This window comes from Methylobacterium sp. BI1 (genome assembly GCF_056680125.1).
Window position 1 is genome coordinate 357,544 of the sequence record NZ_CM155267.1, and the last position, 25,887, is coordinate 383,430.

The 25,887-nt window shown below is 72.1% G+C and carries 26 protein-coding genes; 8 read left to right on the top strand and 18 right to left on the bottom strand.

Annotated elements, in window-relative coordinates:
- Positions 1-82 precede the first annotated feature (82 nt).
- Positions 83-505: an organic hydroperoxide resistance protein gene (locus AC1MGR_RS01715; protein WP_108035786.1), complete on the bottom strand. Its 423-nt coding sequence runs from the start codon at positions 503-505 to the stop codon at positions 83-85.
- Between the two features lie 188 nt (positions 506-693).
- Between AC1MGR_RS01715 and AC1MGR_RS01720 the strand changes: the two genes are divergently transcribed.
- Positions 694-1,230, top strand: coding sequence for a MarR family transcriptional regulator (locus AC1MGR_RS01720; protein ID WP_108035788.1), 537 nt, complete (start codon positions 694-696; stop codon positions 1,228-1,230).
- 206 nt (positions 1,231-1,436) lie between these two features.
- Here AC1MGR_RS01720 and AC1MGR_RS01725 read toward each other — a convergent pair whose 3' ends face one another.
- Positions 1,437-1,799: a c-type cytochrome gene (locus tag AC1MGR_RS01725; RefSeq protein ID WP_108035790.1), complete on the bottom strand. Its 363-nt coding sequence runs from the start codon at positions 1,797-1,799 to the stop codon at positions 1,437-1,439.
- 303 nt (positions 1,800-2,102) lie between these two features.
- Here AC1MGR_RS01725 and AC1MGR_RS01730 point away from each other — a divergent pair, with 303 nt between their 5' ends.
- Positions 2,103-3,536: an FAD-linked oxidase C-terminal domain-containing protein gene (locus AC1MGR_RS01730; RefSeq protein WP_108035792.1), complete on the top strand. Its 1,434-nt coding sequence runs from the start codon at positions 2,103-2,105 to the stop codon at positions 3,534-3,536.
- A gap of 3 nt (positions 3,537-3,539) precedes the next feature.
- On the opposite strand, the gene AC1MGR_RS01735 is transcribed toward AC1MGR_RS01730, so the two are convergent.
- The 4 genes from AC1MGR_RS01735 to AC1MGR_RS01750 all read right to left on the bottom strand — a co-directional run bounded on the left by AC1MGR_RS01735 (position 3,540) and on the right by AC1MGR_RS01750 (position 6,780).
- Positions 3,540-4,385 carry a 23S rRNA (adenine(2030)-N(6))-methyltransferase RlmJ gene (locus tag AC1MGR_RS01735; protein WP_480233454.1) on the bottom strand — a complete coding sequence of 282 codons (846 nt, stop codon included), beginning with the start codon at positions 4,383-4,385 and terminating at the stop codon, positions 3,540-3,542.
- A 64-nt stretch (positions 4,386-4,449) separates the two neighbouring features.
- Positions 4,450-5,121, bottom strand: a complete 672-nt coding sequence (locus tag AC1MGR_RS01740; RefSeq protein ID WP_480234906.1) for a ribonuclease T2 family protein — start codon at positions 5,119-5,121, stop codon at positions 4,450-4,452.
- 23 nt (positions 5,122-5,144) lie between these two features.
- Positions 5,145-5,612, bottom strand: a complete 468-nt coding sequence (locus AC1MGR_RS01745; RefSeq protein ID WP_056472339.1) for a hypothetical protein — start codon at positions 5,610-5,612, stop codon at positions 5,145-5,147.
- Between the two features lie 151 nt (positions 5,613-5,763).
- Positions 5,764-6,780, bottom strand: coding sequence for an extensin-like domain-containing protein (locus tag AC1MGR_RS01750; RefSeq protein ID WP_480233455.1), 1,017 nt, complete (start codon positions 6,778-6,780; stop codon positions 5,764-5,766).
- Positions 6,781-6,890: 110 nt separating this feature from the next.
- Here AC1MGR_RS01750 and AC1MGR_RS01755 point away from each other — a divergent pair, with 110 nt between their 5' ends.
- Complete coding sequence (locus AC1MGR_RS01755) at positions 6,891-8,129, top strand: amidase (RefSeq protein ID WP_108035799.1); 1,239 nt, start codon at positions 6,891-6,893, stop codon at positions 8,127-8,129.
- Positions 8,130-8,207: 78 nt separating this feature from the next.
- Positions 8,208-8,975 (top strand): methyltransferase domain-containing protein, encoded by a 768-nt coding sequence (locus tag AC1MGR_RS01760; protein ID WP_480233456.1) that lies wholly within the window; start codon positions 8,208-8,210, stop codon positions 8,973-8,975.
- 23 nt (positions 8,976-8,998) lie between these two features.
- On the opposite strand, the gene metW is transcribed toward AC1MGR_RS01760, so the two are convergent.
- Positions 8,999-9,688: a methionine biosynthesis protein MetW gene (gene metW / locus AC1MGR_RS01765; RefSeq protein WP_480233457.1), complete on the bottom strand. Its 690-nt coding sequence runs from the start codon at positions 9,686-9,688 to the stop codon at positions 8,999-9,001.
- Between the two features lie 11 nt (positions 9,689-9,699).
- A complete protein-coding gene (gene metX / locus AC1MGR_RS01770; RefSeq protein WP_480233458.1) occupies positions 9,700-10,911 on the bottom strand; it encodes a homoserine O-acetyltransferase MetX in 1,212 nt (403 codons plus the stop codon).
- Positions 10,912-11,225: 314 nt separating this feature from the next.
- Between metX and AC1MGR_RS01775 the strand changes: the two genes are divergently transcribed.
- The 3 genes from AC1MGR_RS01775 (at position 11,226) to AC1MGR_RS01785 (ending at position 14,289) form a co-directional block, all read left to right on the top strand.
- On the top strand, positions 11,226-12,089 hold the full coding sequence (locus AC1MGR_RS01775) for a chorismate mutase (protein WP_480233459.1): 864 nt from the start codon (positions 11,226-11,228) through the stop codon (positions 12,087-12,089).
- Positions 12,090-12,218: 129 nt separating this feature from the next.
- Positions 12,219-13,355, top strand: coding sequence for a histidinol-phosphate transaminase (locus AC1MGR_RS01780; protein ID WP_108035808.1), 1,137 nt, complete (start codon positions 12,219-12,221; stop codon positions 13,353-13,355).
- A gap of 1 nt (position 13,356) precedes the next feature.
- The gene (locus AC1MGR_RS01785; protein WP_480234907.1) at positions 13,357-14,289 is read left to right on the top strand and encodes a prephenate/arogenate dehydrogenase family protein; all 933 of its coding nucleotides are present in this window, start codon (positions 13,357-13,359) and stop codon (positions 14,287-14,289) included.
- Positions 14,290-14,319: 30 nt separating this feature from the next.
- Here the strand turns inward: AC1MGR_RS01785 and AC1MGR_RS01790 are convergent, their stop codons facing one another.
- The 10 genes from AC1MGR_RS01790 to hemH form a co-directional block, all read right to left on the bottom strand.
- Entirely contained in the window at positions 14,320-15,402 is a 1,083-nt protein-coding gene (locus AC1MGR_RS01790) for a DUF2125 domain-containing protein (protein ID WP_480233460.1), read from the bottom strand.
- A 164-nt stretch (positions 15,403-15,566) separates the two neighbouring features.
- On the bottom strand, positions 15,567-16,013 hold the full coding sequence (locus AC1MGR_RS01795) for a hypothetical protein (protein WP_480233461.1): 447 nt from the start codon (positions 16,011-16,013) through the stop codon (positions 15,567-15,569).
- 123 nt (positions 16,014-16,136) lie between these two features.
- A complete protein-coding gene (locus AC1MGR_RS01800; RefSeq protein WP_480233462.1) occupies positions 16,137-16,946 on the bottom strand; it encodes a lysophospholipid acyltransferase family protein in 810 nt (269 codons plus the stop codon).
- Positions 16,947-17,046: 100 nt separating this feature from the next.
- The gene (ggt, locus tag AC1MGR_RS01805) at positions 17,047-18,804 is read right to left on the bottom strand and encodes a gamma-glutamyltransferase (protein WP_108035816.1); all 1,758 of its coding nucleotides are present in this window, start codon (positions 18,802-18,804) and stop codon (positions 17,047-17,049) included.
- A 1-nt stretch (position 18,805) separates the two neighbouring features.
- Entirely contained in the window at positions 18,806-19,318 is a 513-nt protein-coding gene (locus AC1MGR_RS01810) for a hypothetical protein (RefSeq protein ID WP_108035818.1), read from the bottom strand.
- Between the two features lie 3 nt (positions 19,319-19,321).
- On the bottom strand, positions 19,322-20,623 hold the full coding sequence (gene rlmN, locus AC1MGR_RS01815) for a dual-specificity RNA methyltransferase RlmN (protein WP_480233463.1): 1,302 nt from the start codon (positions 20,621-20,623) through the stop codon (positions 19,322-19,324).
- Positions 20,624-20,795: 172 nt separating this feature from the next.
- Positions 20,796-21,242 carry a hypothetical protein gene (locus AC1MGR_RS01820; RefSeq protein ID WP_480233464.1) on the bottom strand — a complete coding sequence of 149 codons (447 nt, stop codon included), beginning with the start codon at positions 21,240-21,242 and terminating at the stop codon, positions 20,796-20,798.
- Positions 21,243-21,369: 127 nt separating this feature from the next.
- On the bottom strand, positions 21,370-22,350 hold the full coding sequence (gene hisG / locus AC1MGR_RS01825; protein WP_108035824.1) for an ATP phosphoribosyltransferase: 981 nt from the start codon (positions 22,348-22,350) through the stop codon (positions 21,370-21,372).
- Positions 22,343-23,533 carry an ATP phosphoribosyltransferase regulatory subunit gene (locus AC1MGR_RS01830; RefSeq protein WP_108035826.1) on the bottom strand — a complete coding sequence of 397 codons (1,191 nt, stop codon included), beginning with the start codon at positions 23,531-23,533 and terminating at the stop codon, positions 22,343-22,345. Before AC1MGR_RS01830 ends, hisG begins: the two co-directional genes overlap by 8 nt.
- Before the next feature lie 89 nt (positions 23,534-23,622).
- Positions 23,623-24,753, bottom strand: a complete 1,131-nt coding sequence (gene hemH, locus AC1MGR_RS01835; RefSeq protein WP_480233465.1) for a ferrochelatase — start codon at positions 24,751-24,753, stop codon at positions 23,623-23,625.
- Positions 24,754-24,878: 125 nt separating this feature from the next.
- Here hemH and AC1MGR_RS01840 point away from each other — a divergent pair, with 125 nt between their 5' ends.
- On the top strand, positions 24,879-25,832 hold the full coding sequence (locus tag AC1MGR_RS01840; protein WP_108035828.1) for a class I SAM-dependent methyltransferase: 954 nt from the start codon (positions 24,879-24,881) through the stop codon (positions 25,830-25,832).
- Positions 25,833-25,887 lie beyond the last annotated feature (55 nt).

The following is a 25,887-nucleotide window of genomic DNA, read 5'->3' on the forward strand; positions in this document are numbered from 1 at the left end:
TTCCGAGTCTGATGTTCCAGCACCGCGGCGCGGCCGTGGAGGCCTGCGCCACGGCCGGGTTATCCGAGGCGGCCGAACGCGATCAGGCGACCGAGATGTCGACCTGGATGTTGCCACGGGTGGCGTGGGAATAGGGGCACACCACGTCGGCGCGCTTCACGAGATCCTCGGCCACCGCCCGGTCGAGGCCCGGCAGGGTCGCCTTGAGGGCGACGACGAGGCCGAAGCCGGTGCCGTCGTCGCGCGGGCCGATGCCGACGCTCGACTCGATCTTGGAATCCTCCGAGACCGTGATCTTGTCCTTGCCGGCGACGAACTTGATCGCGCCGAGGAAGCAGGCGGCGTAGCCGGCCGCGAAGAGCTGCTCCGGGTTGGTGCCGGCGCCACCGCCGCCACCGAGTTCCTTCGGGGTCGAGAGCTTGACGTCCACCTTGGCGTCGTCGGTCGCGGCGGAGCCTTCGCGGCCACCGGTGGCGTGGGCATGGGCGGTGTAGAGGGCCTTCATGTCGGTCTCTCCTGCTGAACGGACGAACGGATCGGGCGCCGCGGGCCAGCCTGAGCCGGCCCATATCGATTGCGCGCAACCTAGTTATTTCCTCGCATAGAACTTGATTGTGCGCAATATGAAATTTGAATAAGATCGGTTTCGCGGCCTGATTTCGGCGCGCGCTGCAGCGGGAAGGATCGTTGAATATGTCGGGACGGCAGACCCGCACGCGCCGGGAGCCGGTGGCGGAACCGGCAACCCCGGACGCCCTGAGCCTGGACAGCCAGCTCTGCTTTGCCGTCTATGCTACGGCCCATGCCTTCGGACGGGCCTATCGCGCCCTCCTGGCCGCCCATGACCTGACCTACCCGCAATACCTCGTCCTGCTGGTTCTGTGGGAGGAGGAGGGGCTGACGGTCAAGGAGATCGGCCAGCGCCTGTTCCTGGATTCCGGCACCCTGACGCCCCTGCTCAAGCGCCTGGAGGCGGCGGGCCACGTGAAGCGGGCCCGGGACCGGGCCGACGAGCGGCAGGTGAGCATCTTCCTGACCGAGCAGAGCCGGGCCCTGCGCGGCCGGATGGAATGCGTGCCGGACGAGGTGGGCGGCCTGACCGGCCTCGATCTCGACGGGCGCCGGGCTCTCCTCGACATCCTGATGAACCTGCGCGGCGCGCTGCATGCGGGCCTCGGCGAGGCCGACGACCGCTCCGCCGGCCCCGAAACCGCAAGTCGCAGGTCCTGACAATCGCGGGGCCTGACAGTCGCAGGTTCTGACAGGGGCACGTCCCGATCGAGGCGGAGCCTGTAAAAAAAGCCGCTCCCGCCAGGGCGGGAACGGCTTTCCGGATCATGACACCTGAGCGTGCCCGGGGGGTCGATCCCGGCCAGCCCCGGAGGGGCAGGCCGAACCGAACCTGGAACCCTGGCCTCGGAATCAGGCCGTCAGATTCAGGACTTGGTCTTGAGGTAGGCGATGATGTCGTCGACCTTCTTGGGGTCCTTGACGCCCGGGAAGACCATCTTGGTGCCCGGAACCTTCTTCTTCGGGTCGGTCAGCCACTCGTGGAGGTTGGCCTCGTCCCAGGTGATGCCGGAGCTCTTCATGGCGGCCGAGAAGGCGTAGCCATCGGCACCTTCGCCGGCCTTCGAGCCCACGACGCCCTTCAGGGTCGGGCCGACGCCGTTCTTCTCGAAGTTGTGGCAGGCCTTGCAGGGGGCGAAAGCCTTCTCGCCGGCGGCGGCGTCGCCCTCGGCGTGAGCCGACAGAGGCAGCAGCAGGGCCAGGGCGGCGCCGAACATGACATGACGCATCGTGTTTTTCCTCCTTGAAGCGGTTTCAGCCGCTTGGGCTTATGGCAGAGCTTACCCGTTTAGAACAGATTGAGACAAGAACGCGCAAGGCCGGCTGCGATGCGCTGCGGCCAAAGGAAGCTTTCCCGGCGGCGTTCGGTTCCGCCGCCGCGGCCGACGCCACGAACCGGATGCGCCGGGCCGGTGTTTGTCCTAAGGTCCATCGCAAAGCACCGTCCGTCCTCCGTCTCTCCCCGCCGCTCCCTCATAGGCGATCCCGGCTGAGCGGATGATGAAGATGGCGCGCCCCCGGAGGACATGCCCATGTCGATCGCCTTTCCCGTGCCCGATGCCGCCATCGTCGCCCGCCGCGAGGCGATCATCGCGGGCCTCGCCCCCCTGGTCGCGCCGGAGGCCCTGGTCACGACCGAGGACGAGCGCCGCGCCTTCGAGACCGACGGGCTCACCGCCTACCGCAAGATGCCGCTCGCCGTGGTGCTGCCCTCGACGACCGCCGAGGTCTCGGCCGTGATGGCGTTCTGCCACGCCAACGGCGTCCGGGTGGTGCCGCGGGGCGCCGGCACCTCGCTGGCCGGCGGCGCCATCGCGCAGGAGGATGCGGTGATCCTCGGTATTTCGAAGATGAACCGCATCCTCGACATCGATTTCGAGAACCGCACCGCGCGGGTCGAGGCCGGCATCACCAACCTCGCCATCTCCGGCGCCGTGAGCCACGAAGGCTTCTTCTACGCCCCCGACCCGTCGAGCCAGCTCGCCTGCACCATCGCGGGCAACATCGCGATGAATTCCGGCGGGGCGCACTGCCTCAAGTACGGGGTGACCACCAACAACCTCCTGGGCGTCACCCTGGTGATGAACGACGGCACCGTGGTGACGATCGGGGGCGCGCATCTCGACGCGCCCGGCTACGACCTCCTCGGCCTCGTCTGCGGCTCCGAGGGGCAGCTCGGCATCGTCACCGAGGCCACCGTGCGCATCCTGCGGGCGGCGGAGGGCGCGCGCCCGGCCCTCGTCGGCTTCGGCTCGGTGGAGGATGCGGGCGCCTGCACGGCGGCGATCATCGGGGCGGGCATCATCCCGGTGGCGATCGAGTACATGGACCGGGAGGCGATCCTGATCACCGAGGATTTCGCGCAAGCCGGCTATCCGCGCGACGCCGAGGCCATGCTGATCATCGAGGTCGAGGGCTCGGATGCCGAGTGCACGGCGATGCTGGCCCGCATCGAGGCCATCGCCAGCGACTTCAACCCGACGAGCATCCGCGTCTCGAAATCCGAGGCCGAGAGCGCCGCGATCTGGAAGGGCCGCAAGTCCGCCTTCGGCGCCACCGGCCGGATCTCGGACTACATCTGCATGGACGGCACCATCCCCACCGGGCAGCTCCCCGGGGTGCTGGAGCGCATCGGGGCGATCTGCGCCGAGAAGGGCCTGCGGGTCGCCAACGTGTTCCATGCCGGCGACGGCAACCTGCACCCGCTGATCCTGTTCGACATCAACAAGCCGGGCGAGATGGAGAAGGCGGAGGCCGCCGGCGACGAGATCCTCAAGCTCTGCGTCGAGGTCGGCGGCTGCCTGACGGGCGAGCACGGCGTCGGCATCGAGAAGCGCGAGCTCATGCGCTTCCAGTACGCCCAGGCCGATCTCGAGCAGCAGATGCGGGTGCGGAACGTGTTCGATCCGCACTGGCTGATGAACCCCGCCAAGGTGTTCCCCCTGGAGGGGCGCCTGGTCGCCTAAGCCTTACGCCTCGGCGCCGAAGGCCTCGCAGCGGAAGGCGCCGTAATCGGTGCGGGCCAGGCGCTCGGCCAGTGCCGGCAGGAACAGCATCGCCTCCTCGGCGAGGCGCCAGGGCGGGTTGATGACGACGAGGCCGGTGCCGTTGAGCCGCGTCGGGTCGGGCTCGGAGACCATCAGGTCCAGGCGCAGGGCCGGGCGGGCGAGGTCCCGGTCCAGCTGGGCCACCATGTGGTCGACCTTGGCGACGTCCTTGATCGGGTACCAGCCGAGATAGATCCCGGTCGGCCACTTGCGCGCCGCCTTGGCGAGGGCCGCCCCGAGGCGGTCGATCTCGCCGAGTTCCTCGTAGGGCGGGTCGATCAGGACGAGGCCGCGGCGCTCGGGGGGCGGGATCATCGCGTTGAGCGCCGTCCAGCCGTCGAGATGCATCACCTTCGAGAGGGAATCCTGGTTGAAGCGCGCCCGCAGGATCTCGGCGTCGGCCGGGTGCAGCTCCACGAAGACGCCCTGGTCGCTGGGGCGCAGGAACTCCCGGATGATCGCGGGCGAGCCCGGATAGGTCTCGGCTCCGTGCCGGTCCTGCACCGCCGCCACCGCCGCGCGATAGGGGGCGAGCAGGATCTCGACCGCCTCCGGAAACGGCGTGGCGAGGCGGCCCCAGCCCTCGTGCCACTCGCCCGTGCGGCCGGCCTCGTCGGCGGTGAGGTCGTAGAAGCCGAGGCCCGCATGGGTGTCGATCGCCCGGAAGCCCGTGGGCTTCAGGCAGAGATGGGCCAGCACGCGGCTGAGCACGAGGTGCTTCAGGACGTCGGCGAAGTTGCCGGCGTGGAAGGCGTGGCGGTAATTCATCAGGTCCGGGCCCGTCTCAGCGCACGCCCCGGCGGTCCCGCCCGGGGTCGGAGCGCGGCATCATCTACCGCGCGGCGTCGATGGCAACCTCGCCCGCGCGGCAATTCTGGCGCGCCACCTCGGGGCAGGGGGTGAAGCCGCGCAGATCCTTGGCAAAGCAGATCCGCACCTCCTGGAGCTGGCCGCCCCGGCAGGTCACCGACATCATGTCGGGGCGCAGGCCCCGGTTGGCCGCCACGAACTGCCGGGCGATCTCGATCGGCGGCATCCGGGTGTCGCGCTCGGGGGCCTTGAAGGCGTCCGGGACGGTCACCGCCGCCCGGGCGTCCCGGGCCGCCTGGAAGTACGAGACCGGGTCGAGGCCGGAGCAGGTGCCGTGGGTGCGCCACTCGTGCCGGGCTAGGCCCTCGCTCGGATAGACCTGACCCGCCACCGTGATCGCCTGCCGGGTGGGCGAACGCTCGACCGAGGAACAGTTCGCGGGGTAGCCCCGGGTGTATTGCGGCCAGAGCCCGTGCACGACGAAGCCGAGGCCGCGGCCCGGACGGCACTGGCCCTCCGCCTCGCGCCGGGCGCCGGGGCCCTCGCAATAGGTCGGCGACCAGGACAGGGCCAGGACGTAGAAGTCGAAGGTGCCCGGCGTGCCGCCGCGCTCGAAGCCCTGCGCCAGGGCGCGCGGAGGTCCGGCCCCCTGGGCCAGCGCGAGGGCCAGGCCGGCGGCGGCGAGGCGCGGCACGCCCCGGCGCCAAAGGCTCGGGCTCACGGACGGGCTTCGCGGCAGGCCGAGGAATAGGCGTAGGCGAGGTTGCGGTCGAGGCCGTGGACGCAGAACTCGATGCCCCAGTCGGCGCCGATGATCCCGAGCCCGTCGCGCACCGAGTAATCGACCTTGCGGCGGATGCCGTCCGAGGTGGTGGCCACGGCGCTGCAGAAGCGGCGCGGGACGTAGTCGAGGCCCCAGGGTCGCCAGGCCGTGCGCTCGATGTGCTCGTAGCGCAGGATGGTGAGGGAGGAGTTCCAGAACTTCGCCTCCTTCTCGGCGAAGTGCGTCGAGAGCCGCTCCAGCACCTCGGGGGCCTGGCAGCCGGGGATGTTGGCGTCGTAGTTGAACTCGCGCTCCTCGGCGGGGGTGATCTCCTCGCGGCCGGACCGGGCGAGGGCCGGCTGTAGGGCGCCCGCCAGGACGAGGCCGAGGGCGAAGGCGGTGGAGAGGGGATTCGGGCGCATGCCGGCGTCTTTGTTCCGCTGGAGTCCGTGAAGCTGTCCGGAACGATGGCGGCTCGGCCCGCCCTGTCAAGCATGAGGCCGGCCGCGCCGTCGCTTTCCGCAGCCCCTGGGGTGCGCCGGGCACACCCCGAACGCCGGACCGGGACGGGGCTCAGTAGATCGGTTCGGCGAGTCCGGGGGCGGCGAGCGAGAGCGGCTCGGCGGCGAAATCCTCCGGGGGGAGGGCGGCCGCGACCCGGGGCGCCGGCGCGCGCGGCACCGGAGCCCGCGGGGCGGCGGCGTAGGCCACCGGCGGCGTGGAGGGGCGGACAGGGCCCGCGCTGTGGGCGAGCTGCGCCGCGGGAGGCCGGGTCGGCTGGCGCGCCGACATCGGGGTGACGCCGTAGGGATCGTCCTCCTCGACGTCGATCGGGGCCTGGGGCGGGGCCGGCAGGCGCTCGGGCGGACGGGGACGGGCCGTGGCGCGCGGCACGCCGTCGGCGCCGAGCTGCGGCGTGAACTTGATCAGCGGCTGGCAGATGCGGCGCAGGCCGCGCGGGTCGTGTCGGGCGAGGTCGACGTGGATGTGGTCGTAGTGGAACACGTTCGAGCCCGGCGCCAGCACGGTGGAGAACCGGGCGCAGGCCCCGAGGAAGACCTCGCGCAGGAAGCCCTGCTCGGCCTCGGTGCCGCGCCAGCCGCCCTTCACGGTGATGACGTAGCCGTCGGCGAGCTTGAACGACATGATGTCGACGGCATTGCCGAAGGAATGCTCGGAGAGCTTGGCGCCGGCCTGGTTGTTGCGGCCGCGGCAGGCGTAGGTGCCGGCGTTGATCTCGGCCACGGGCTGGCCGAAATACAGGTTGGCGGCCGGCTGGATCGTGTCGGCGAGCCAGGCCTCGGCCTCCGTCAGCGCCGGGCAGGCCAGGGTCACCCGCTGCTTCAGGGCGACGGTGCCCTTGCCGAGGCGGGTGACGCGGTAGGGCTGCAGCATGCCGCAGACGCCCGGACCGCTGATCTCCTTGACGGGGGTGACGAACTCCGTCGTCTCGACGAGACGCTTGGCGTTGCAGGCCTGCTCGGTCTGGTCACGCCAGGGCTCGCGCTGCTCAAACTTGTTGAGAGCACAGCCGGTGAGGCCCGCGCCGAACAGCGTCAGGGCCGAGAACGCGAATACGCTACGCCACATGATGCGGACGATGCGCCGGGTTCCGTAAACGTTGCGTCAACGATGCGGTGCGGGCGGCGTCCCTGTGGACGGGTGTTGACAGACGGCGGCCGAGGCCGGACCAAGCCCCCATGCTCTCCCTCGTCGATCTTCGCACCCGCATCGCCGCCGGCACCCTCGACCCCGCCGGTGCCATCCGTCTCGCCGAGGCTGCCATCGCGGCCCGCGACCCCGGCATCGGGGCCATCGTCAGCCGGAATCCCGCCCCGGCGATCGCCGGCTCCGGGCCGCTGGCGGGCATCGCGGTGGGGGTCAAGGACATCATCGACACCGCCGACCTGCCGACGCAGATGGGGTCGCCGATCTATGCCGGCTGGCAGCCGAAGGCGGATGCCGCCATCGTGGCGCGGCTCCGGGCGCTGGGCGCGGTGCCCCTGGTCAAGACCAGCACCTCGCCCTTCGCCAGTCACGATCCCACCGCGACCGTGAATCCGCGCGACCCCGGCCACACGCCGGGCGGCTCCTCGGCGGGGTCGGCCGCGGCCGTCGCCGCCGGGATGGTGCCCCTGGCCCTCGGCACCCAGACCGGCGGCTCGGTGATCCGCCCGGCGGCCTTCTGCGGAGTGGCGGCGATCAAGCCGTCCTTCCGCCTGCTGCCGACGGTCGGCGTGAAGACCTTCTCCTGGGCCCTCGACACCGTCGGCCTGTTCGGCGCCGGGATCCGCGACATCGCCCAGGGCCTGAGCCTGATCGCCGACCGGCCCGCCCTCGACCTCGACGGCGACGCGGCCCCGCGGCCCCTGCGTCTCGGCCTCTGCCTGCAGGACTTCGCGGACGCCCCCGACCCGGACGCCCTGGCCGCCCTGCACCGGGCCGCCCGCGCGGCCGAGGCCGCCGGCGCCCGCCTCGTCGACCTCGTCCTGCCGGATCCGCTGCCCGAGGCCTGGGCGCAGCATCCGGTGATCCAGGATTACGAGGCCCGCCAGGCGCTGGCCTGGGAATACGCTCACCACCGGGCACGGCTCAGCCCGGAACTCGGCGAGCAGCTCGACGCCGCCCAGGATCTCGTCGCCGCCCAGTACGACGCGGCACGGCGCGCGGCGCACCGGGCCCGGCGTGCCTTGAAGGACCTGTTCGGAGACTTCGACGCGATCCTGACCCTGTCGGCCCCGGGCCGGGCGCCGGCCGGCCTCGGCACCACGGGCGATGCGCGCTTCAACCGCCTGTGGACGCTGATGGGCGTGCCCTGCGTCACCGTCCCGGTCCCCGGCGACGGCCTGCCCCTGGGCGTGCAGATCGTCGCCCGCTTCGGCGACGACGGCCGGGCGCTGGCCGTGGCCCGGATGATCGAGCAGGCCCTGGCGGCGTAGCGCCCCGACGCCGTGAGCCGACGAAACCGAACGACGAGCGCCCCCTCGTCACAGCCCGTGCCACAGACGATCGCCCCGATGCATTCCTGGAAACAGGCCGTGGCCCGGGCCTTCGACGGGGCCGAGGGCTATGACGGTGCGGCGGCGATCCAGGCCGAGGTCGCGCAGCGTCTTGCGCGGCGCATCGGGGCCGAGCCCCTGGCGCCGGCGCCGCGCATCCTCGAGATCGGCTGCGGCACCGGCCTGCTGACCACGCAGCTGCGCCGGCGTCTGCCGAACGGCGTGCTCGTCGCCTCGGACCTCGCCCCCGCCATGGTGCAGCGCTGCCGCGTCCGCCTCGCCGGGGCGGCGGACCTGCGCTTCGTCGTCATGGATGCCGAGCGGCCGGCCTGCGCGCCCGGCTTCGACCTCATCGCGTCGAGCCTCGCCGCGCAATGGTTCGAGGACCTGCCCGGAACCCTGGCGCGCCTCGCCGCCCTGCTGGCGCCCGGCGGCCTGCTGGCGGTGGCGACGCTGGGCTCCGGCACCTTCGCCGAGTGGCGGGCGGCTCACGCGGCCCTGGGGCTGGACGCGGCGACACCCGTCTACCCCTCGCTGCAGGACCTCGCCGGGCTGACCTGTCCCGGCTGCACCCTCACGGTCTCCGCAGAGCCCCTGGTCGAAGCCCATGCCGACGGCCGGGCCTTCCTGGCGTCGCTGCGGGCCATCGGCGCCGGGACGCCCGGCGCGGCGCGGACCCTCTCGCCGGGCGCGATGCGGCGGGTGCTGCGGGGCTTCGCGGCGGGGGGTGCGCAGGTCACCTACGAGGTCGCGACGCTCCTCATCCGGCGCGAGCCACAGGGTTAAGGGTTTTCACGTGCAACAGCGGCTCAGGCCGCGGGCCTGGTATCACCGCCCGGGCCGCCCCGGCGCAGCAGGAACACGCCCTGCGCGCCCATCAGGTTCCAGACCCACCAGGGCATCGCGAAGCGCATCGGCCGGCCGCTGGCGTCGAGCGCAGTGGCCTTCTCGATCTCGGCATTCACCGTCCGGCACAGGCCGACGAAGTCGCGGATCGTGCAATGGTGGATGTTCTGGGTCTCGTACCATTCCTCGGGCATCAGGGCCGTGACCGGCATGCGACCGCGCAGGGCGAGCTCGGAGCGGACACGCCAGTGACCGAAATTCGGGAACGAGATGATCACCTGCCGGCCGATGCGCAGGAGGTGTTCCAGCACGATGCGGGGGTTGCGCGTGGCCTGGATGGTCTGGGACAGGACGACCACGTCGAAGGCGTCGTCGGGATAGTTCGCCAGGTCGGTGTCGGCATCGCCCTGGATCACCGGCAGGCCGCGCGCGAGGCAGGCGTTGACCCCCTCCCGCGACAGCTCGATGCCGCGCCCGTCGACGCCGCGCCGGTCGCGCAGCAGGGCGAGCAGGGCGCCGTCGCCGCAGCCGATGTCGAGGACCCGGGCATTCGCCGGGACGAGGTCGAGCACCACGAGGTGGTCGACGCGGGTATTGCCGGCCTCGCCCCGGGGCAGCGTCTCCGCCGATTCCCAGGGCCGGTGGGCGGACATCTCCGATCCCGTCACAGGCCGCGGGCCCGGGCGGCGGCGTCGATGTAGCCGCGCGCGGCAGCGAACATCGCCGGCTCGTCGAGGAGGAAGGCGTCGTGCCCCTTGTCGCTCTCGACCTCCACGAAGGCGACCGGGGCCGAGGCCGCGTTCAGGGCATGGACGATGGCGCGGGATTCGGAGGTGGGGAACAGCCAGTCGGAGGTGAAGGAGATCACGCAGAACCGGGTCCGGGTGCCCTTGAAGGCGTTGGCCAGCACCCCGCCCCGGTCGGCGGCGAGGTCGAAGTAATCCATCGCCCGGGTGAGGTAGAGATAGGCGTTGGCATCGAAGCGCTCGACGAAGCTGAGGCCCTGGTGGCGCAGGTAGCTCTCGATCTGGAAGTCGGCGTTGAACGAGAAGGTCGGCGCGGAGCCGCCCTGGAAGCGGCGGCCGAACTTGCGGTGCAGGGCCGGCTCCGACAGGTAGGTGATGTGCGCGCCCATGCGGGCGACACCCAGGCCCTTGGCCGGCCGGGTGCCGGCCTCCAGGTAGCGCCCCTCCGCCCAGGCGGGATCGGCCATGATCGCCTGCCGGCCGACCTCGTGGAAGGCGATGTTCTGCGCCGAGTGGCGGGGTCCCGTGGCGATCGGCATCGCGGCGAAGACCCGCTCGGGGTAGCTCGCCGCCCATTGCAGCACCTGCATGCCGCCCATGGAGCCGCCGATGCAGAGGAACAGGTCGCGGATGCCGAGCCGGTCGAGCAGCATGGCCTGGGCCCGGACCATGTCGCGGATGGTCACCAGGGGGAAGTCCAGGCCGTAGGCCCGGCCCGTGGCCGGGTCGATCGAGGCCGGGCCGGTGGAGCCCATGCAGGAGCCGATGACGTTTGAGCAGACGACGAAGTAGCGGTCGGTGTCCACGGGCTTGCCCGGCCCCACCAGGGTCTCCCACCAGCCGCGCTTGCCCGTCACCGGATGGGTATGGGCGAAGTGCTGGTCGCCCGTGAGCGCGTGGCAGATCAGGACGGCGTTGGAGCGGTCCGCATTGAGGGTGCCCGCGGTCTGGTAGGCGATCTGGAAGGGTGCGAGCTGCACGCCGGCATCCATGGCCAGGGGCTCGTCCAGGCCGAACTGCGCCACGAGGCCCTTGGGCTCGCGGGCCTGGGAGAGCTCGGCGCCCGGCGCGTCGGCGCGCGCCGACTCGTCTGCGGGCGTGCCTGGCTTGAGGGCGGTATCCAGCGACATGGTCATGAAACGGGTTGGAGGAGACGGCGCGTCGGTCCGGGCGGGACGGAAGGGACGGCTCGGCGTGCCGTCCGGAGAGAAGACCATGCGTCGTGAGGCGTTCAGGTAGTGTGCGCTCCCTCACGCGTCAACGAAAGGGCCACGCGCCCGGCCGGCGCGGCTTCCGGTTTCAGAAGCGCCCGGACGCGGCGGTTCGGGGCAAAGGGCTCTGGCCCTTCGGCGCGCGCGATCGTAGACCGGGCGATGGCGCCCGGGAGGCGAGACCCCGGCGCCGGCTCCCCCGATCGTCCCCACCGCACCCTCGCGAGCCCCCGATGCGCTTCACGACGAGACCCGCGCCGCCCCTCGACAACCTCGGCGACCTGCGCGCCGAGATCGATCGGATCGACGCCGAGATGCACGCCCTGCTGATCCAGCGCGGGTCGATCATCGACCGGCTGATCGCGGTCAAGCGCACCTCGGCCAGCGGCTCGGCCTTCCGGCCCGGACGCGAGGCCTCGATGATGCGGCGCGTCGCCGAGCGCCATCGCGGACTCCTGCCCCTCGACACCGTGGAGGGGATCTGGCGGGTCATCATCGCCACCTTCACCTACGTGCAGGCGCCGTTCTCGGTCCATGCCGACATCTCGGGCGGGGATGCGCCGATGCGCGATTCCGCCCGCTTCCATTTCGGCTTCACGGTGCCCTACCGGCCCCACCCCACCTGCCTCGCGGTGATCGAGGCGGTGGCCGCCTCCCGCGGCGACCTCGGCATCTTCCGCCTCGACCCGGACGGCTCGGGCGCGTCGACCGACGCGGCGCCCTGGTGGGAAGGGCTCGTGGGCGACGGCCGGCCTAAGGTCATCGCGCGCCTGCCCTTCATCGAGCGGCCCACCCACCCGGCCGGCACGCCGGTCTTCGTGGTCTCGAACCCGCTCGATGACCCGGCGGCGGCCCAGCGCGACTGGGTCCTGCACGCCACCCGCGTCGCCGCCTGGGAGCCGGAGGCCATGCGCGCCCTGCAGGATCTCTACGGCGAGGTCGTCGCCCGCGCGCCCGGACCGGGCGGACACGGCCTGCTCCTAGCCGTCCCCGGCGGGGTCAGCGCCCGGCAGTTGCAGGAGGCCCTGACCCGGGCCGGTGCCGCGCCCGAGGCCCTCGACGAGATCGGCAGTCACGCCGCCCGTTTCCGAGTCTGAGCTGCGCGGATCTGACTTCCACGGGTCTGACCTGCGTGGGCCTGAAGCACGGGGCCCGCTCGCAAAGCCGGGCCAGCTTTGTTAGACGGGCGCTTCGCCGATCCAGCGGCGGCCGCCAGGTCCTCCTCCATGTCCTCGTCCCCGTCCTCTGCCCCCGTCGCTCCCTCACGCCCGGTGCCCCGTCCCGGCGTCCTCGCCATCGAGGCCTACGTGCCGGGCAAGAGCGGCGCGCCCGGCCATGCCAAGGTGCACAAGCTCTCCTCGAACGAGACCCCGCTCGGCCCGAGCCCGAAGGCGGTGGCGGCGATGCGGGCGGAGGCGGCCAAGCTCGAACTCTACCCGGAGGGCACGTCGCGGGTGCTGCGCGAGGCGATCGCCGCCCGCTACGGCCTCGACCCGGCGCGGATCGTCTGCGGCGCCGGCTCGGACGAGCTCCTGTCCTTCCTGGCCTATGCCTATCTCGGGGCCGGCGACGAGGGGATCTTCACCGAGCACGGCTTCCTGGTCTACCGGATCGCGATCCTGGCCGCGGGCGGCACCCCCGTGGTGGTGGCCGAGCGCGACCTGCGCGCCGATGTGGACGCGCTGCTGGCCGCCGTCACACCGCGCACCAAGATCGTCTACCTCGCCAACCCCAACAACCCGACCGGGACCTACCTGCCCTTCGACGAGATCCGGCGGCTGCATGCGGGCCTGCCGCCCCACGTCCTCCTCGTCCTCGACGGCGCCTACGCGGAATACGTGCGGGCGAACGACTACAGTGCCGGCCTCGACCTCGTGCTCGAGGCCAACAACGTCGTGATGACCCGCACCTTCTCGAAGATCCACGGGCTGGCCGCCCTCCGCATCGGCTGGATGGTCGGCCCCGCCGAGGTGGTCGACGCGGTCAACCGCATCCGGGGGCCCTTCAACCTGTCCGGGGCCGGCATCGCCGCGGGTGCCGCCGCCATCGCGGACGACGTGCACGTGGCCGCCGCCGTCGCCCACAACGACGCTTGGCTCGCCACGATGACGCGGGCGGTGCAGGGGCTCGGGCTGACCGTGACGCCAAGCGTCGCGAACTTCATCCTCGTCCACTTCCCCGATGCGCCGGGCCGGACGGCCGCCGAGGCCGACCTGTTCCTCTCCGCCCGGGGCGTCATCACCCGGCGGGTCTCGTCCTACGGCCTGCCCCACGCCCTGCGCGTCACCATCGGCAGCGAGGAGGCGAACACCGCCTTCCTCGAGGCCCTGACCGCCTTCGTGCGGGGCGAGAACCGTGGCTGAGATCGACACGCATTCCCTCGAGACCCTCGCGATCGTCGGGCTCGGGCTGATCGGCTCCTCGATCGCCCGGGGCGCCCGGCAGTTCGGCCTGGCCCGGCGCATCGTCGCCATCGACCGCGACCCCGCGGTGCTGGAGCGCGTGCGCGCGCTCGGCCTCGCGGACACGGCCACGGACGACCTTGCCGCGGGCGTGGCGGCGGCCGACCTCGTCATCCTGTGCGTCCCCGTGGGCGCCGTGGGGGCGGTGGCGGAGATCATGGGGCCGGCCCTGAAACCGGGGGCCATCGTGTCGGACGTCGGCTCGGTCAAGGCCTCGGTGGTGGCGGCCGTCGCGCCCCACCTGCCCGCCGGCGTGCATTTCGTGCCGGCGCATCCGGTGGCCGGCACCGAGTATTCCGGACCGGATGCCGGGTTCTCGACCCTGTTCTCCGGGCGTTGGTGCATCCTCACTCCCGCCGAGGACACCGACCCGGCGGCGACGGCGCGGGTCCAGGCCTTCTGGGAGGGCCTGCGCGCCATCGTCGAGACGATGACGCCGGAGCATCACGACCTCGTCCTGGCGATCACCAGCCACGTGCCGCACCTCATCGCCTACAACATCGTCGGCACCGCCGCCGACCTGGAGGCGGTGACCCAGTCCGAGGTGATCAAGTTCTCCGCCGGCGGGTTTCGCGACTTCACCCGCATCGCCGCCTCCGACCCGACCATGTGGCGGGACGTGTTCCTGACCAACAAGGACGCGGTGCTGGAGATGCTGGGGCGCTTCAACGAGGACCTGGCGGCCCTAGCCCGCGCGATCCGCTGGGGCGACGGCGAGGCCCTGCACGACCTCTTCACCCGCACCCGCGCCATCCGCCGGGGCATCGTCGCCATGGGCCAGGAGACCGCCGAGGCCGATTTCGGTCGCGGCCGCCCGAGCGACCCGGCGGCCTGACGGCGGAACCGCCCGACGGCGTGGCGCCGCTCAGTAGAGCGGCGGCAGCTGCACGTTGGGGATCGGGAACGGCCCGAGCATCAGGCGCCCGTCAGCCAGGCGCAGGGGCGGCAGGGGCTTCAGCGCCTCCTCGGCCGGGGCCGCGACGCCGGCCTCGACGGCGGGCTGGCTGCGGCGGCCGAGGAGCTGGCCGACCAGGCTGCCGATCAGCGCGCCCTTCTCGGCCCCGAAGCGCTGGCCCATGACCTGGCCGACCAGGGCCTCGACGCCGGCTGCACGCAAGTCGAGCTGGCCCTGGAGCCGATGCGCCGCATCGAGGTCGAGGCGGCCCTTGGCCTGGAGCCGGCGCTCGCCCTTGGCGAGGGACAGGAGGGCGATGTCGAGGCTTCCGCCGGCCTGGCGCCAGTCCTCGAGTTCCTTCGCAACGGTGCCGGTGCCGAGGGCCGTGGCGCGGTTCACGGTGGCGTCGAGGGCGAGGTCGGCCGGATCGGCATTGCCCAGGGCCGCGTCGGCCAGGGGCAGGCGGATCCGGTTCACCCGCAGGCTGGTGTCGATGGCTCCCTCCGATTCGAAGCGCCCCGGGGTCGGACGGGCGTGGAGCTCGAGGTGCTGCGTGTCGAAGTCGATCGGCTCGGGGCCGGCGCCGCGCACCACGCCCTTGGCGCCGTTGGCCACCACGGAGGCGCGCACGAAGCCGTCGGACGCGCCGTGGAAGCTGCCCTCCAGGGAGGTCCAGGTCGCGTCCGCCGTGAGGTCGCCCTGCTCGACGTGGAACGGCCCGCCCACCTCGAGGATGCCCTGGCGCGGCTGGTAGACCTGGGTCACCGCCGTGACGGGCCCGAGGGTGAAGCGGCTGTCGGAGCGGCTGAAGGCCAGGGAGGCGCAGCGCAGCTCGATGCGGAAGGGGTAGCCGGTGATGCTGCGGTCGGCGCAGGTCCAGGTCCGGCCCGCGGCCGCTTCCTGCGCGATCCAGCCATCCATCTCGGAGGCGGCCCGATGGCGGATGTAGACCCACCCGAGGGACCAGGCGATCACCAGGATGGCGAGGAGGATGTAGGGGAGGAACAGCCCCTTGCGCGAGGGGGGACGGGTCGGGGTCGGGCTTTGCGCCATCGCGTGTCGGTATCCTGCGCTCGCGTCACGGGCCTGCGGCCATCGTCAGGGCAGCCCGGAGGCAAGGCTTGGCAGGGTCTCGGCGGCGAAAGCATGGCAGGGGCGCCGGAGCGCCGCAAAATGCGAAGCCGTGAAGCCAGCGGAGCGCGACCGCTTCGCCGCGGTCAATTCGCGGCGTCGGCCTTCTGCTCGCTGCCGAGATCGGCCACGATGGCCTCGCGCTCGGCCTCGTCCTCGGCGAGTCGGTGGACGTGCATCTCGGTTGCGCCCTTGTGCCGGGCCCGGGCGATCCAGTTCCGGTGCAGGCGCTCCCGCGGGCTCTGCCCGGCGGAGGCCACCGAGACGAGTTCGCCGACGCCCGCGGCGTCGCGGCGCACGGCCATCACCACGGCCTCGCCCATGTCGTCGAGCTCGGGCTCGGCCAGCTCGTGGATGCCGACCACGTAGCGGCGGCCGGACCGGCCACGCCAAGCGCTGAGCACCAGGGCGGGGGTCCCGCGCAGGCCGGCCGTCGTCCTCAGGCGTTCCTCGCGCACATCCTGTCTCCGTGCTCGATCGTCCTTCAGGTCGCGGAGTGCGGCCGACCAGGACAGGGCTCTCTTGTTCGCCATTTGTTCCACATTAATCTTAACGTTTCGTTGGCGTCAAGGACGACGCCTCAGCCTCCAATGAGATGGGGATGACGGGAGTTATCCACAAGTCATGCACAGGGTCAAACCGGCCCCGGCGACACCTCAGGCGACGGGCGATCCGTTCCCCCGGGCCTTGGCCGGAGATGTCAGGGGAGACGTCGGACCAGCGTCCGGAACCACGTGCCCGGCGGCCGCGAGTTCGCCCCGGCCGGCGGCCAGCAGCGCGTCGGAAGCCGATTCGATCCGACCCTGGACCACCTCCAGGAAGCGGGCCCGGTCCAGGCCCGGCGGGATCGGGGGCAGGAACTCGATCACCGAGGTGCCGGGCCGGCGCACCAGGCGCCGGCGGGGCCAGTGCAGCCCCGTGTTGAGGGCGACCGGCAGGCAGGGCACGCCGAGGGCGGCGTACAGGTGGGTGATGCCGAGCTTGTAGGCGGGGGGGGCCCCCGGCGGACGACGGGTGCCCTCGGGGAAGATGATGAGCTGGCGCCCGTCCCGGATGGCCTGGGCGGCGGCCTCGTTCATGGCGGCCATCGCCCGGGCACCCTTGCTGCGGTCGATGGCGACCATGCCGGAGCGCGAGAGGAACCACCCGATCAGCGGGATCCAGAGCAGCTCGCGCTTCAGGATGTAGGCGAAGTCCGGGAAGGCCGTGACGAGGGCCAGGGTCTCCAGGGCCGACTGGTGCTTGGCCGCCACCAGGAGGGGACCGGGCGGGATGTTCTCGACGCCCCGGAACTCCACCGTGATGCCGCCCACCACGCGCAGCAGCCACAGGGTGACGCGCCCCCAGAGCTGGGCCAACCGGATCACGCCCCGCCGGGAGACGAGGGTCGGCAGCCCGCCGATCGCGATGAGGGTGGTGGCGACGTAGAAGGCGAGGTTGAACGCGAGGGAGCGGACGAGAAGCATCGGGAACCTGGATGAGACAGCCCGGGACAGGGCGCGGCCCAGCTCCCGTGTAGCGTGCGATCTCGTCACAGACCATCCGAGTGCGGGATTATCCGCCCCCTCAGTCGCCCTCCGCCAGGGTGCCGCGCTGGCGCGGATCGGCGGCGCCCGCCAGCAGCCCGTCTCCGACCTGCACCGAGTTGGCCGAGCCGGAGGTCGCCCCGACCTTGACGCGGTGGCCGCGGGCCCGGAGCAGGGCCAGCGTGTCGGGGGAGAGGCCCTCCTCGGCCATCAGCACGTCCGGCTGCCACTGGTGGTGGATGCGCGGCGCGGCCACGGCCTCGGCGAGGTTCATGCGGAAGTCGAGCACGTTGACGATGACCTGCAGCACCGTCGAGATGATGCGGCTGCCGCCGGGGCTGCCCGTCACCAGGACGAGCCGGCCGTCGCGGAAGACGAAGGCCGGGGTCATCGAGGAGAGTGGCCGGGCCCCGGGCGAGACCGCGTTGGCGACGCTGCCGACGAGGCCGTAGGCGTTGAGGGCGCCGGGCTTGGCGGAGAAGTCGTCCATCTCGTTGTTCAGGAGGACGCCGGTGCCCTCCGCCACGAGGCCGAGCCCGTAGGAGAAGTTCAGGGTGGTGGTGTTCGAGACCGCGTTGCCGGCGCTGTCCACCACGGAGAAATGCGTGGTCTGGTCGGATTCGAAGGGGAGGGGATCGCCCGCCTTCACCTCGGCGGCGGGCCGGGCGCGGGCGGGATCGATCCCGGCCCGCACGGTGGCCGCGTAGGGCTTGGCGATCAGGCCCTCCACCGGCACCTGCGTGCGGGCGGGGTCGCCGAGCCAGGTCGCCCGGTCGGCATAGGCCGGCTTCATGGCCTCGGCCAGGATGTGGAGGGCATCGGCGCTGCCGGCCCCCATGCGGGCGAGGTCGAAGCCCTCCAGCACGTTCAGGATCTCGATGAGGTGGATGCCGCCGGAGCTCGGCGGCGGCATCGACGCGATGGCGTAGCCCCGGTAGGTGCCGCGCACCGGCTCGCGCAGCACCGGGCGATAGGCGGCCAGGTCCTCCGCCGTCATCACGCCGCCCGCGGCGCGCACAGCCGCGGCGATGCGCTCCGCGATGGCGCCGGTATGGAAGGCGTCGGGGCCGGATTTCGCGATGGCCGCGAGGGTGTCGGCAAGGTCGGTCTGGACCAGCCGTTCACCCCGCTCCAGAGGTCTGTCGCCGGCAAAGAAGATTTTTCGCGAGGAGGGCCAGCGGCCGAGCAGGCCGGCGGCACGGGGCAGCGAGTCGGCGAGGCCCGCTTCCACCGGAATGCCCTCGCGGGCGAGCCTCTCGGCCGGGGCGATCAGGTCGGCCAGGGTGAAACGGCCCGAGCCATAGAGGCGGTGGGCCTCGGCCAGCCCCCGCACGGTGCCGGGCACGCCCACCGCCTTGCCGGTGCGGGTGGAGGCGGCGCGGTCGGGCTCGCCCCGGGGATCGAGGAACATGTCGGAGCGGGCAGCGGCCGGGGCGGTCTCGCGGTAATCGAGGGCGATCGTCTCGTCGCCCTCCGCCCGGTGGATCATCATGAAGCCGCCGCCGCCGAGGTTGCCGGCCCGCGGCAGGGTCACGGCGAGGGCGAAGCCGACCGCCACCGCGGCGTCGATGGCGTTGCCGCCCGCCCGCAGGATCGCGACGCCGACGCGGGTGGCCCGCGCCTCCTGCGACGCGACCATGCCGTGGGCGCCGAGCACCGGCAGCAGGCGGGCGTCGTCGGACTGGATCGGCGGCGGCTCGGGCGGGGCCGGCGCCGGGCTACCTCCCCCTTGCGCGAGACCCGGCCCCGTGGCGGCCAGAACCAGGGCGAGGGCGATGCGCGAGGAGGTCAGCCGCATGTCAGGCGCGTCCGTTGTCGCGGGGCGGAAGGGCGGGCGCGCCGCTGTGGCGCCCCGCGATCAACCAGTAGACGAGGCCGGACGCCGCGCCGGTGAGGAACAGCACCGCGGTGATGCGCCCCTCCAGGGCCAGGGCCTCGGCGCTCGCCCCGGTGCGCGACAGGCCGCGGGCGAGCCAGGGCACGGAGGCGGTGAGGAGCCCGGTCCCGGCGCCGTACCAGGTGGCCGCGCGCCAGTTCAGGACCGCCCCGAGAACGGCCACCAGGACCGGCGGCACCACCAGGAGCACGAACAGCGCACGGGCGATGGCGGCCAGGGCGAACAGCAGGGTCTCGGGGCCGATCCCGGAGGCGAGGTCGGTCAAACCGGAGAACAGCCCGACGAGGCCGAGGCGGGACAGGGTCTCGCTGGTGGCCGGATCGAGCATCGCGCCGAGGGCGAGCACGGCCGCCCCGCAGGGGATCGCCAGGATCAGGGCGAGGCTCGCGATGAACAGGTCGCCGAGGAGACGCACCCGTCAGTCTTCGTCGCCGTCGTCGGCGCCCGCATAGACGCCCTCGGCGCCGATGCCGTCCTCCAGCATCATCCGGGCCCGGGCGCGCAGCTTCTCGGTCTCGCTCTTGAGCTGGCCACAGGCCGCCAGGATATCGCGACCGCGCGGGGTGCGCACGGGGGACGCGTAGCCGGCTTCGTAAATGATTTCCGAGAACCGTTCGATCCGCTCCCAGTCGGAGCATTCGTAGGCGCTGCCCGGCCAGGGGTTGAAGGGGATCAGGTTGATCTTGGCCGGGATACCCTTGAGCAGGCGCACCAGTTCCCGCGCATCGGCGTCGCTGTCGTTCACGCCCTTCAGCATCACGTACTCGAAGGTGATGCGGCGGGCGTTGTTCAGGCCGGGATAGGACCGGCAGGCGGCCAGCAGCTCGGCGAGGGGATACTTGCGGTTCAGGGGCACGAGGGTGTCGCGGATGTCGTCGCGCACCGCGTGCAGGGAGATCGCCAGCATGGCGTGGGCCTCGTCGCCGAGGCGCTGCATCTGCGGCACCACGCCGGAGGTCGAGACGGTGATGCGCCGGCGGGAGAGGCCGAGGCCTTCCTGGTCGGCCATGACGCCGACGGCGTCGACCACGTTGTCGAGATTGTAGAGGGGCTCGCCCATGCCCATGAAGACGATGTTGGTGACCTTGCGCCGGGTCTCGTCCGCGCCGGGGGCGGTGGGGTTCTGGCCGGCCCAGTCGTTGAGATGGTCGCGGGCGACGACGAGCTGCGCGGTGATCTCGGCCGCCGTCAGGTTGCGCACGAGGCGCTGCGTGCCGGTGTGGCAGAACGAGCAGGTGAGGGTGCAGCCGACCTGGCTCGAGACGCAGAGGGTGCCGCGCCCGCGCCCCGGGATGTAGACGCACTCGATCTCGGCGCCGCGGTTGTGGTCGTGCTTGCCCGTCGGGGCCATGCGCATCAGCCACTTGCGGGTGCCGTCGCGGGACACCTGCTCGGTGACCACCTCGGGCCGGTCGAGGGTGTAGGCGTCGGCGAGCTGGGCCTTCAGGCCCTTGCCCACATTGGTCATCTCGTCGAAGGCCTTGGCGCCGCGCACGTTGAGCCAGTGCCAGATCTGGCCGGAGCGCATGCGCTGCTCGCGCTCGGAGACGCCGATGGCGCCGAGCCGGGCCTTCAGCTGCTCGCGGGTGAGCCCCACCAGGGACGCGCGCCCCTGCGGCAGCGCCGGGCCCCCGGCCTGGGGCTCGAACTCGGGCAGCTTCTCGATTGCGGGAACGGCGCTCGCGTCGCGCCGGGCGGTGTCGAACGACGCCGTCGCCATGATCTGGATGAACCTTCGGACTTGGAATGGGTCCGATATAGGGGATTCGGCTCCAAAACGCGAATGCGGAGCGGGGCTGCGCCGGAATCATGCGGGCGGGTGCCCCGGCGCAGGCCGCGTCCCGGACCGATCGGCCAGGCCGGACGGCGCTCGCCGCCCGGCCGGCGGATGCTCACTGTGCCGGCTTGGTTTCACCGGGCTTGGCTTCGCTCGGGGATGCGCCGGCGGCGGGCGCTTCGGCGGGCGGGGCGGGCAGGAGGACGTTCTTGCTGATGCTGCCCTCGGGACCGTACTCCCCCGCGACCGCGACGCAGGCCTTCTCGCGGTTGAGCTGCATCTGGTTCGACATCAGGGCGAACATGGTCTGCACCCGCCCGCCGAACGGTCCGCGCGGGCTGACGTCGGCGGCGCGCACGTTCTGCTTCTCGAGGAGGGCGTCGAACTCTTCCGTGCCGATGCGGTAGCCGCAGACGTTGGCGGCCGCGAAGATGTAGGCGGCGAATTCCAGGGCGCGAGGCGCGGGCGCGTTGCGGATCTGGGCCTGCGCGGCGAGCGGCAGCGCGAGACTGGTGGCGAGGCAGGCAAGGAGGCCTGCGGCCTGCGGGAGGCGAGCGGACATGCGTGGGGTTTCCTCAGGCGCGGAGGCTTCACGCTCCGCTTGCGCGCTGAGATAGGCCCCGGGCGCGGCGCGTCAAACGCCGGCCCGGATGCGAGTCTTCCGAACGGGAGTCTTTCAGATGCAAGACTCAGCCGAGGCGGCTCAGCAGCCGGTCCATCAGCGGGTTGTCCGGCGTGAAGGCGTAGTCGATCTTGCGCACGTTCACGGCGCCCGCCCCGGCCTTCACCAGGGCGTCGGCGAGGTCGAACACCGCATCGACCGGGCAGTGCAGCACCATCTCGCCGCGGCCCTCGGGGGCGCCGTAGGGCAGGGCCGCGTCGTGCAGGGCGGCGATGCCGGCGAGGTCGATGTCGCCGTCGTCCGGCATGGCGGCGCGGACCTCCCGGGTGGTGCGGGCGCGCTCCTCCGCCTGGATGCGGCCGAGGACGGCGCGCAGGGCCCGGCGCTGGGACTCGCCCCACGGCGCGTTCAGGGAGGCGACGAGGTTCGCCTCCGAGCGCAGGATGATCCCGTCCTCCAGGATCTTCAGGGCGTTGGCGGCCAGCGTCGCCCCCGTGGTGGTGATGTCGACGATGATCTCGGCCGAACCGGCCGCCGGCGCCCCCTCGGTGGCACCCAGGCTCTCGACGATGCGGTAATCCGCCACCCCGTGCTCGGCGAAGAACCGGCGGGTGAGGTTGATGTACTTCGTGGCGATGCGCAGGCGCTTGCCGTGGCGGACCCGCATCTCGGCGGCGACCTCGTCGAGGTCGCTCATGGCGCGGACGTCGATCCAGGCCTGGGGCACGGCGACCACCACGGTGGCCTGGCCGAAGCCCAGCGGCGTCAGGAGCTCGACCTGGCCGCGGGCGTCGGGCAGCGATTCGCGGATCAGGTCCTCGCCGGTGATGCCGAGATGGGCTGCCCCGCTGGCGAGCTGCGCCGCGATCTCGGAGGCCGAGAGGTAGCGCACCTCGACGCCGGGCACGCCCACGAGCTTTCCGCGGTAGTCGCGCGCGCCGGTGTTCTGGGCGAGCTTGAGGCCGGCCCGGGCGAAGAAGGCGGCGGCGTTCTCCTGCAGCCGGCCCTTGGAGGGGACCGCGAGGACGAGGGAATCCGGTTCAGCCAACGGTCGCGTCCTTGTCGGTGGGGGCGTCCGCGACGACCCGCGAGAGCCAGACGGCGCACCCGACGGCGGGCACGGGCACGGGGCTCCCGAGGTGCTGGAGCAGGCCGTCGTAGCGGCCGCCGCCCACCAGCGGCAGCTTCGGCGCATCGGGGGCCGTGCCCTCGAAGATGAAGCCGGTGTAGTAGTCGAGGTTGCGGGCGAAGCCGCCGGAGAAGCGGAAGCGCTCCACGGCGAGACCGCGGGCGGCCATGAAGCCGGTGCGCTCCTCGAACAGGTCGAGGGCCGCGTCGAGAGGCGGGTGGTCGAGGCCGGCCTCCTGCACCAGGGCCCGCACCGCGGCGGCGGCGCTGTCGGGATCGCCCGCGATGGCGCGATAGCGGTCGATGACGGCGCGGTTCTCGGGGTTGAGCCCGGAGCCGCCGCTCGCCTGCGCGGACGCCTTGGCGAGGAAGCGTTCGGCGATCTCGCCCGCGCTGCGGCCGCCGACCCGCGAGATGCCGGCGATCGACAGGACGTCCTCCACGAAGGCGCGAACCCCCTTCGGATCCTGGCCCTGGATCGCCGCGAGGAGACCCGCATGGGGGTCTTCCGTGCGCAGACCGTTGGTGACCGCGTCGAGGGAACGGCCGGCCGCCAGCGCCCGCAGGGTGCGGCGCTTGGCGGTGGGCGGCACGTTGAGGGCGTCGAGCAGGGCGTCGATCAGGCCCATGTCGCCGAGGCGGACGGCGACGTCGCTGCGCCCGAGCAGGGCGAGGCCCTCCAGGGCGAGGCCGATCACCTCCGCGTCGGCGGCCGGCGTGTCGGTGCGCCCGACCGACTCGATGCCGGCCTGGAGAAACTCGTCCGGCTCGTCGCCGGCGAGCCGGAAGACCGGTCCGAGATAGCTGTAGTCGGCCCCCTGCGAGTCCCGGGGCGCGGACAACTTCGGGGCATGGGCGAGGTGGTGGCGGCAGACCGGAATCGTGAATTCCGGGCGCAGGCAGAGCTCGCTGCCCCCGGCGTCCTGGGTCACGAAGATACGCCGGCGGATGTCCTCGCCGGAGAGTTCGAGGAACGGCTCCACCGGCTGGAGCACCGGCGGCGTCACGGCGCCGTAGCCGGCCTCCTGGAAATGAGCGAGCAGGCGCAGGTGCTCCTGCGATCGTTCGCCCGCGGTGCCCCCGCCTGCCTCCGGTCTCGTCATCGTCTCGCCTGCCGCCTCGTCGCGGGCTCTAGTAGCAACCGGGCCTGCACTTGGCGATGGCTTTCGGCGCCGCCCTCCGGCCCGGGACGCTAGACCCAGCCCTGCAATTCGCGCCGGACCACGGTCTCGATCACCCGCATGCCGAGGTCGCTGTCGTTCAGGCAGGGGATGTAGGCGAACTGCTCGCCGCCATTGTCCTCGAAGTAGTGGCGGTTCTCGCCGTCGAGCTCCTCCAAAGTCTCGAGGCAGTCGGCGGTGAAGCCGGGCGCCACGATCGCCATGCGCTTGACGCCGCTCTTGGCCAGCGTCTGCACCGTCTCGTCGGTGTAGGGCCGCAGCCATTCCTCGTTGCCGAAGCGCGACTGGAAGGTGGTGCGCATCGTCTCCGGCGAGAAGCCCAGCGCCTCGCGGATCAGGCGCCCGGTCTTCACGCACTGGCAATGGTAGGGGTCGCCCTTGAGGAGGTAGCTCTTCGGCACCCCGTGGAACGAGGTCAGGATCACCTCGGGCTCGAAGTCGAGCTTGGCCAGGCCCTCGCGGATCGAGGTCGCCATCGCGTCGATGTAGACGGGGTCGTCGTGATAGGGCGGCGAGACCCGCACCGTCGGCTGCCACCGCATCTGCATCAGGGCCTTGAAGGCCTGGTCGCAGGCCGTGGCCGAGGTCGCGGCGGCGTATTGCGGGTAGAGCGGCACCAGGAGGATGCGGTCGCAGCCCTGGTCGAGCAGGGCCTGGATCCGCACGGAGACCTCGGGCTTGCCGTAGCGCATGGCCCAGTCGACCACGACCGAATCACCCATCGCCGCCTGCAGGCGCTCGGCCTGGCCGCGGGTGATCGTCTTCAGGGGGCCCTCGTCGCGCTCGTTGTTCCACACGCTGGCATAGTCGCGGCCCTTGGGCCCCGGGCGCTTCGTCAGGATGATGAGGTTGAGGAGCGGCCACCAGATCAGGCGCGGCACCTCGATCACCCGGCGGTCGGAGAGGAATTCTTTGAGGTAGCGGCGCATCGGCCAGTAGCTCGTGCCCTCCGGCGTCCCGAGATTCATCAGGAGGACGCCGACCCGGCCCCAGCGCACCGGCGGATGCTCGGCCGGCAGGGTGGCAGGTCCGGGCCCGGGAGCGGCTCCAGGCGCCGTTGCGGGGGCGCCTCCGGGCACGCTCGTCTGGGTCGGGAGCGACAGGCCGTCCTGCGGGAGCGGCGGTGCGACGCGTTCGTTCATCGGGTTTCCGTATCGCCCTGGAGGTGAGCGCTTGAGAGCGGCGGGTTCACAAAGGTTGTGTCGTTGGGGATATCTATCTAGAGCACGGAGCCTTCCAGCGATCCTGCGATGGATGAAGGCGCGACATGCCGTCTCCCCGGTACTTCCTCAACCACTTCATGCCCTTCACGGGTTATCCCTATACGGGGGGGCCGACCGCCTGCAATCTCTGCGGCTCGGCCGAGTCCGTGGTGGTGGCCGAGAGCGACCGCCGGCTGAAGACCCTGAAATCCATCGCCTGCCGCCAGTGCGGCCTGATCCGCACCGACCCGATGCCGACGCCGGCCGAGCTCGCGGACTACTACGCCAGTGCCTACCGGGCCGATTACCAGCTCGCCTTCGCGGGCGGCCCGCCGCGGGTCCACCTCAAGCGCTCGGCCCGCGAGGCCGCCTTCCGCGCCGGCCTCCTGGCGCCCAAGCTGAAGCCCGGCGCCAGGGTCCTCGATTTCGGCTCGGGCTCGGGCGAGTTCCTGGCCGAGGCCCGCGCGAAGGGCTGCGAGGCGATCGGCATCGAGCCGGGGCGGGACTACGCCAACTACGCCCGCACCCATCACGGCGTGGAGGTGCTGGACGATGCCGGCGACGAGCGCTTCCCGGAATCGCATTTCGACGTCATCACCACGCGGCACGTGCTGGAGCACCTGCGCGACCCCGCCGACGTGATGGATCGGCTGTCCCGCTGGCTAAAGCCGGACGGCGTGCTCTTCGCCGCGGTGCCCGACATGGCCACCACGGGCAAGCCGGCGCACGAGCGCTTCCACTTCGCTCATGTCCACGGCTTCGTACGCGAGACCTTCGACCTCACCGCCCGCCGGGCCGGCCTCGTGCCGCATCCGGACTACCCGCGGGAGAACACCGCGGTGGTCTATGCCAAGACCGACGCCCCGCCCGTGGCCCTGGCCAATCCCGGCCTCGCCGAGCGCCTGGCCGTGGAGCTGAAACCGATGCCGCCCGCCGTCTTCCTGGCCTCCGGCGCCTGGCTCTGGCCGATGGTCCGCCGCAACGCCAAGGCGGTGCGCGACACCTTCGTGTCGCGCTGAAGCCTGCGCGGCGGTCGCGGCCGTCGTAGCCCCTTCGTGAACGGCGTTCTAGAAC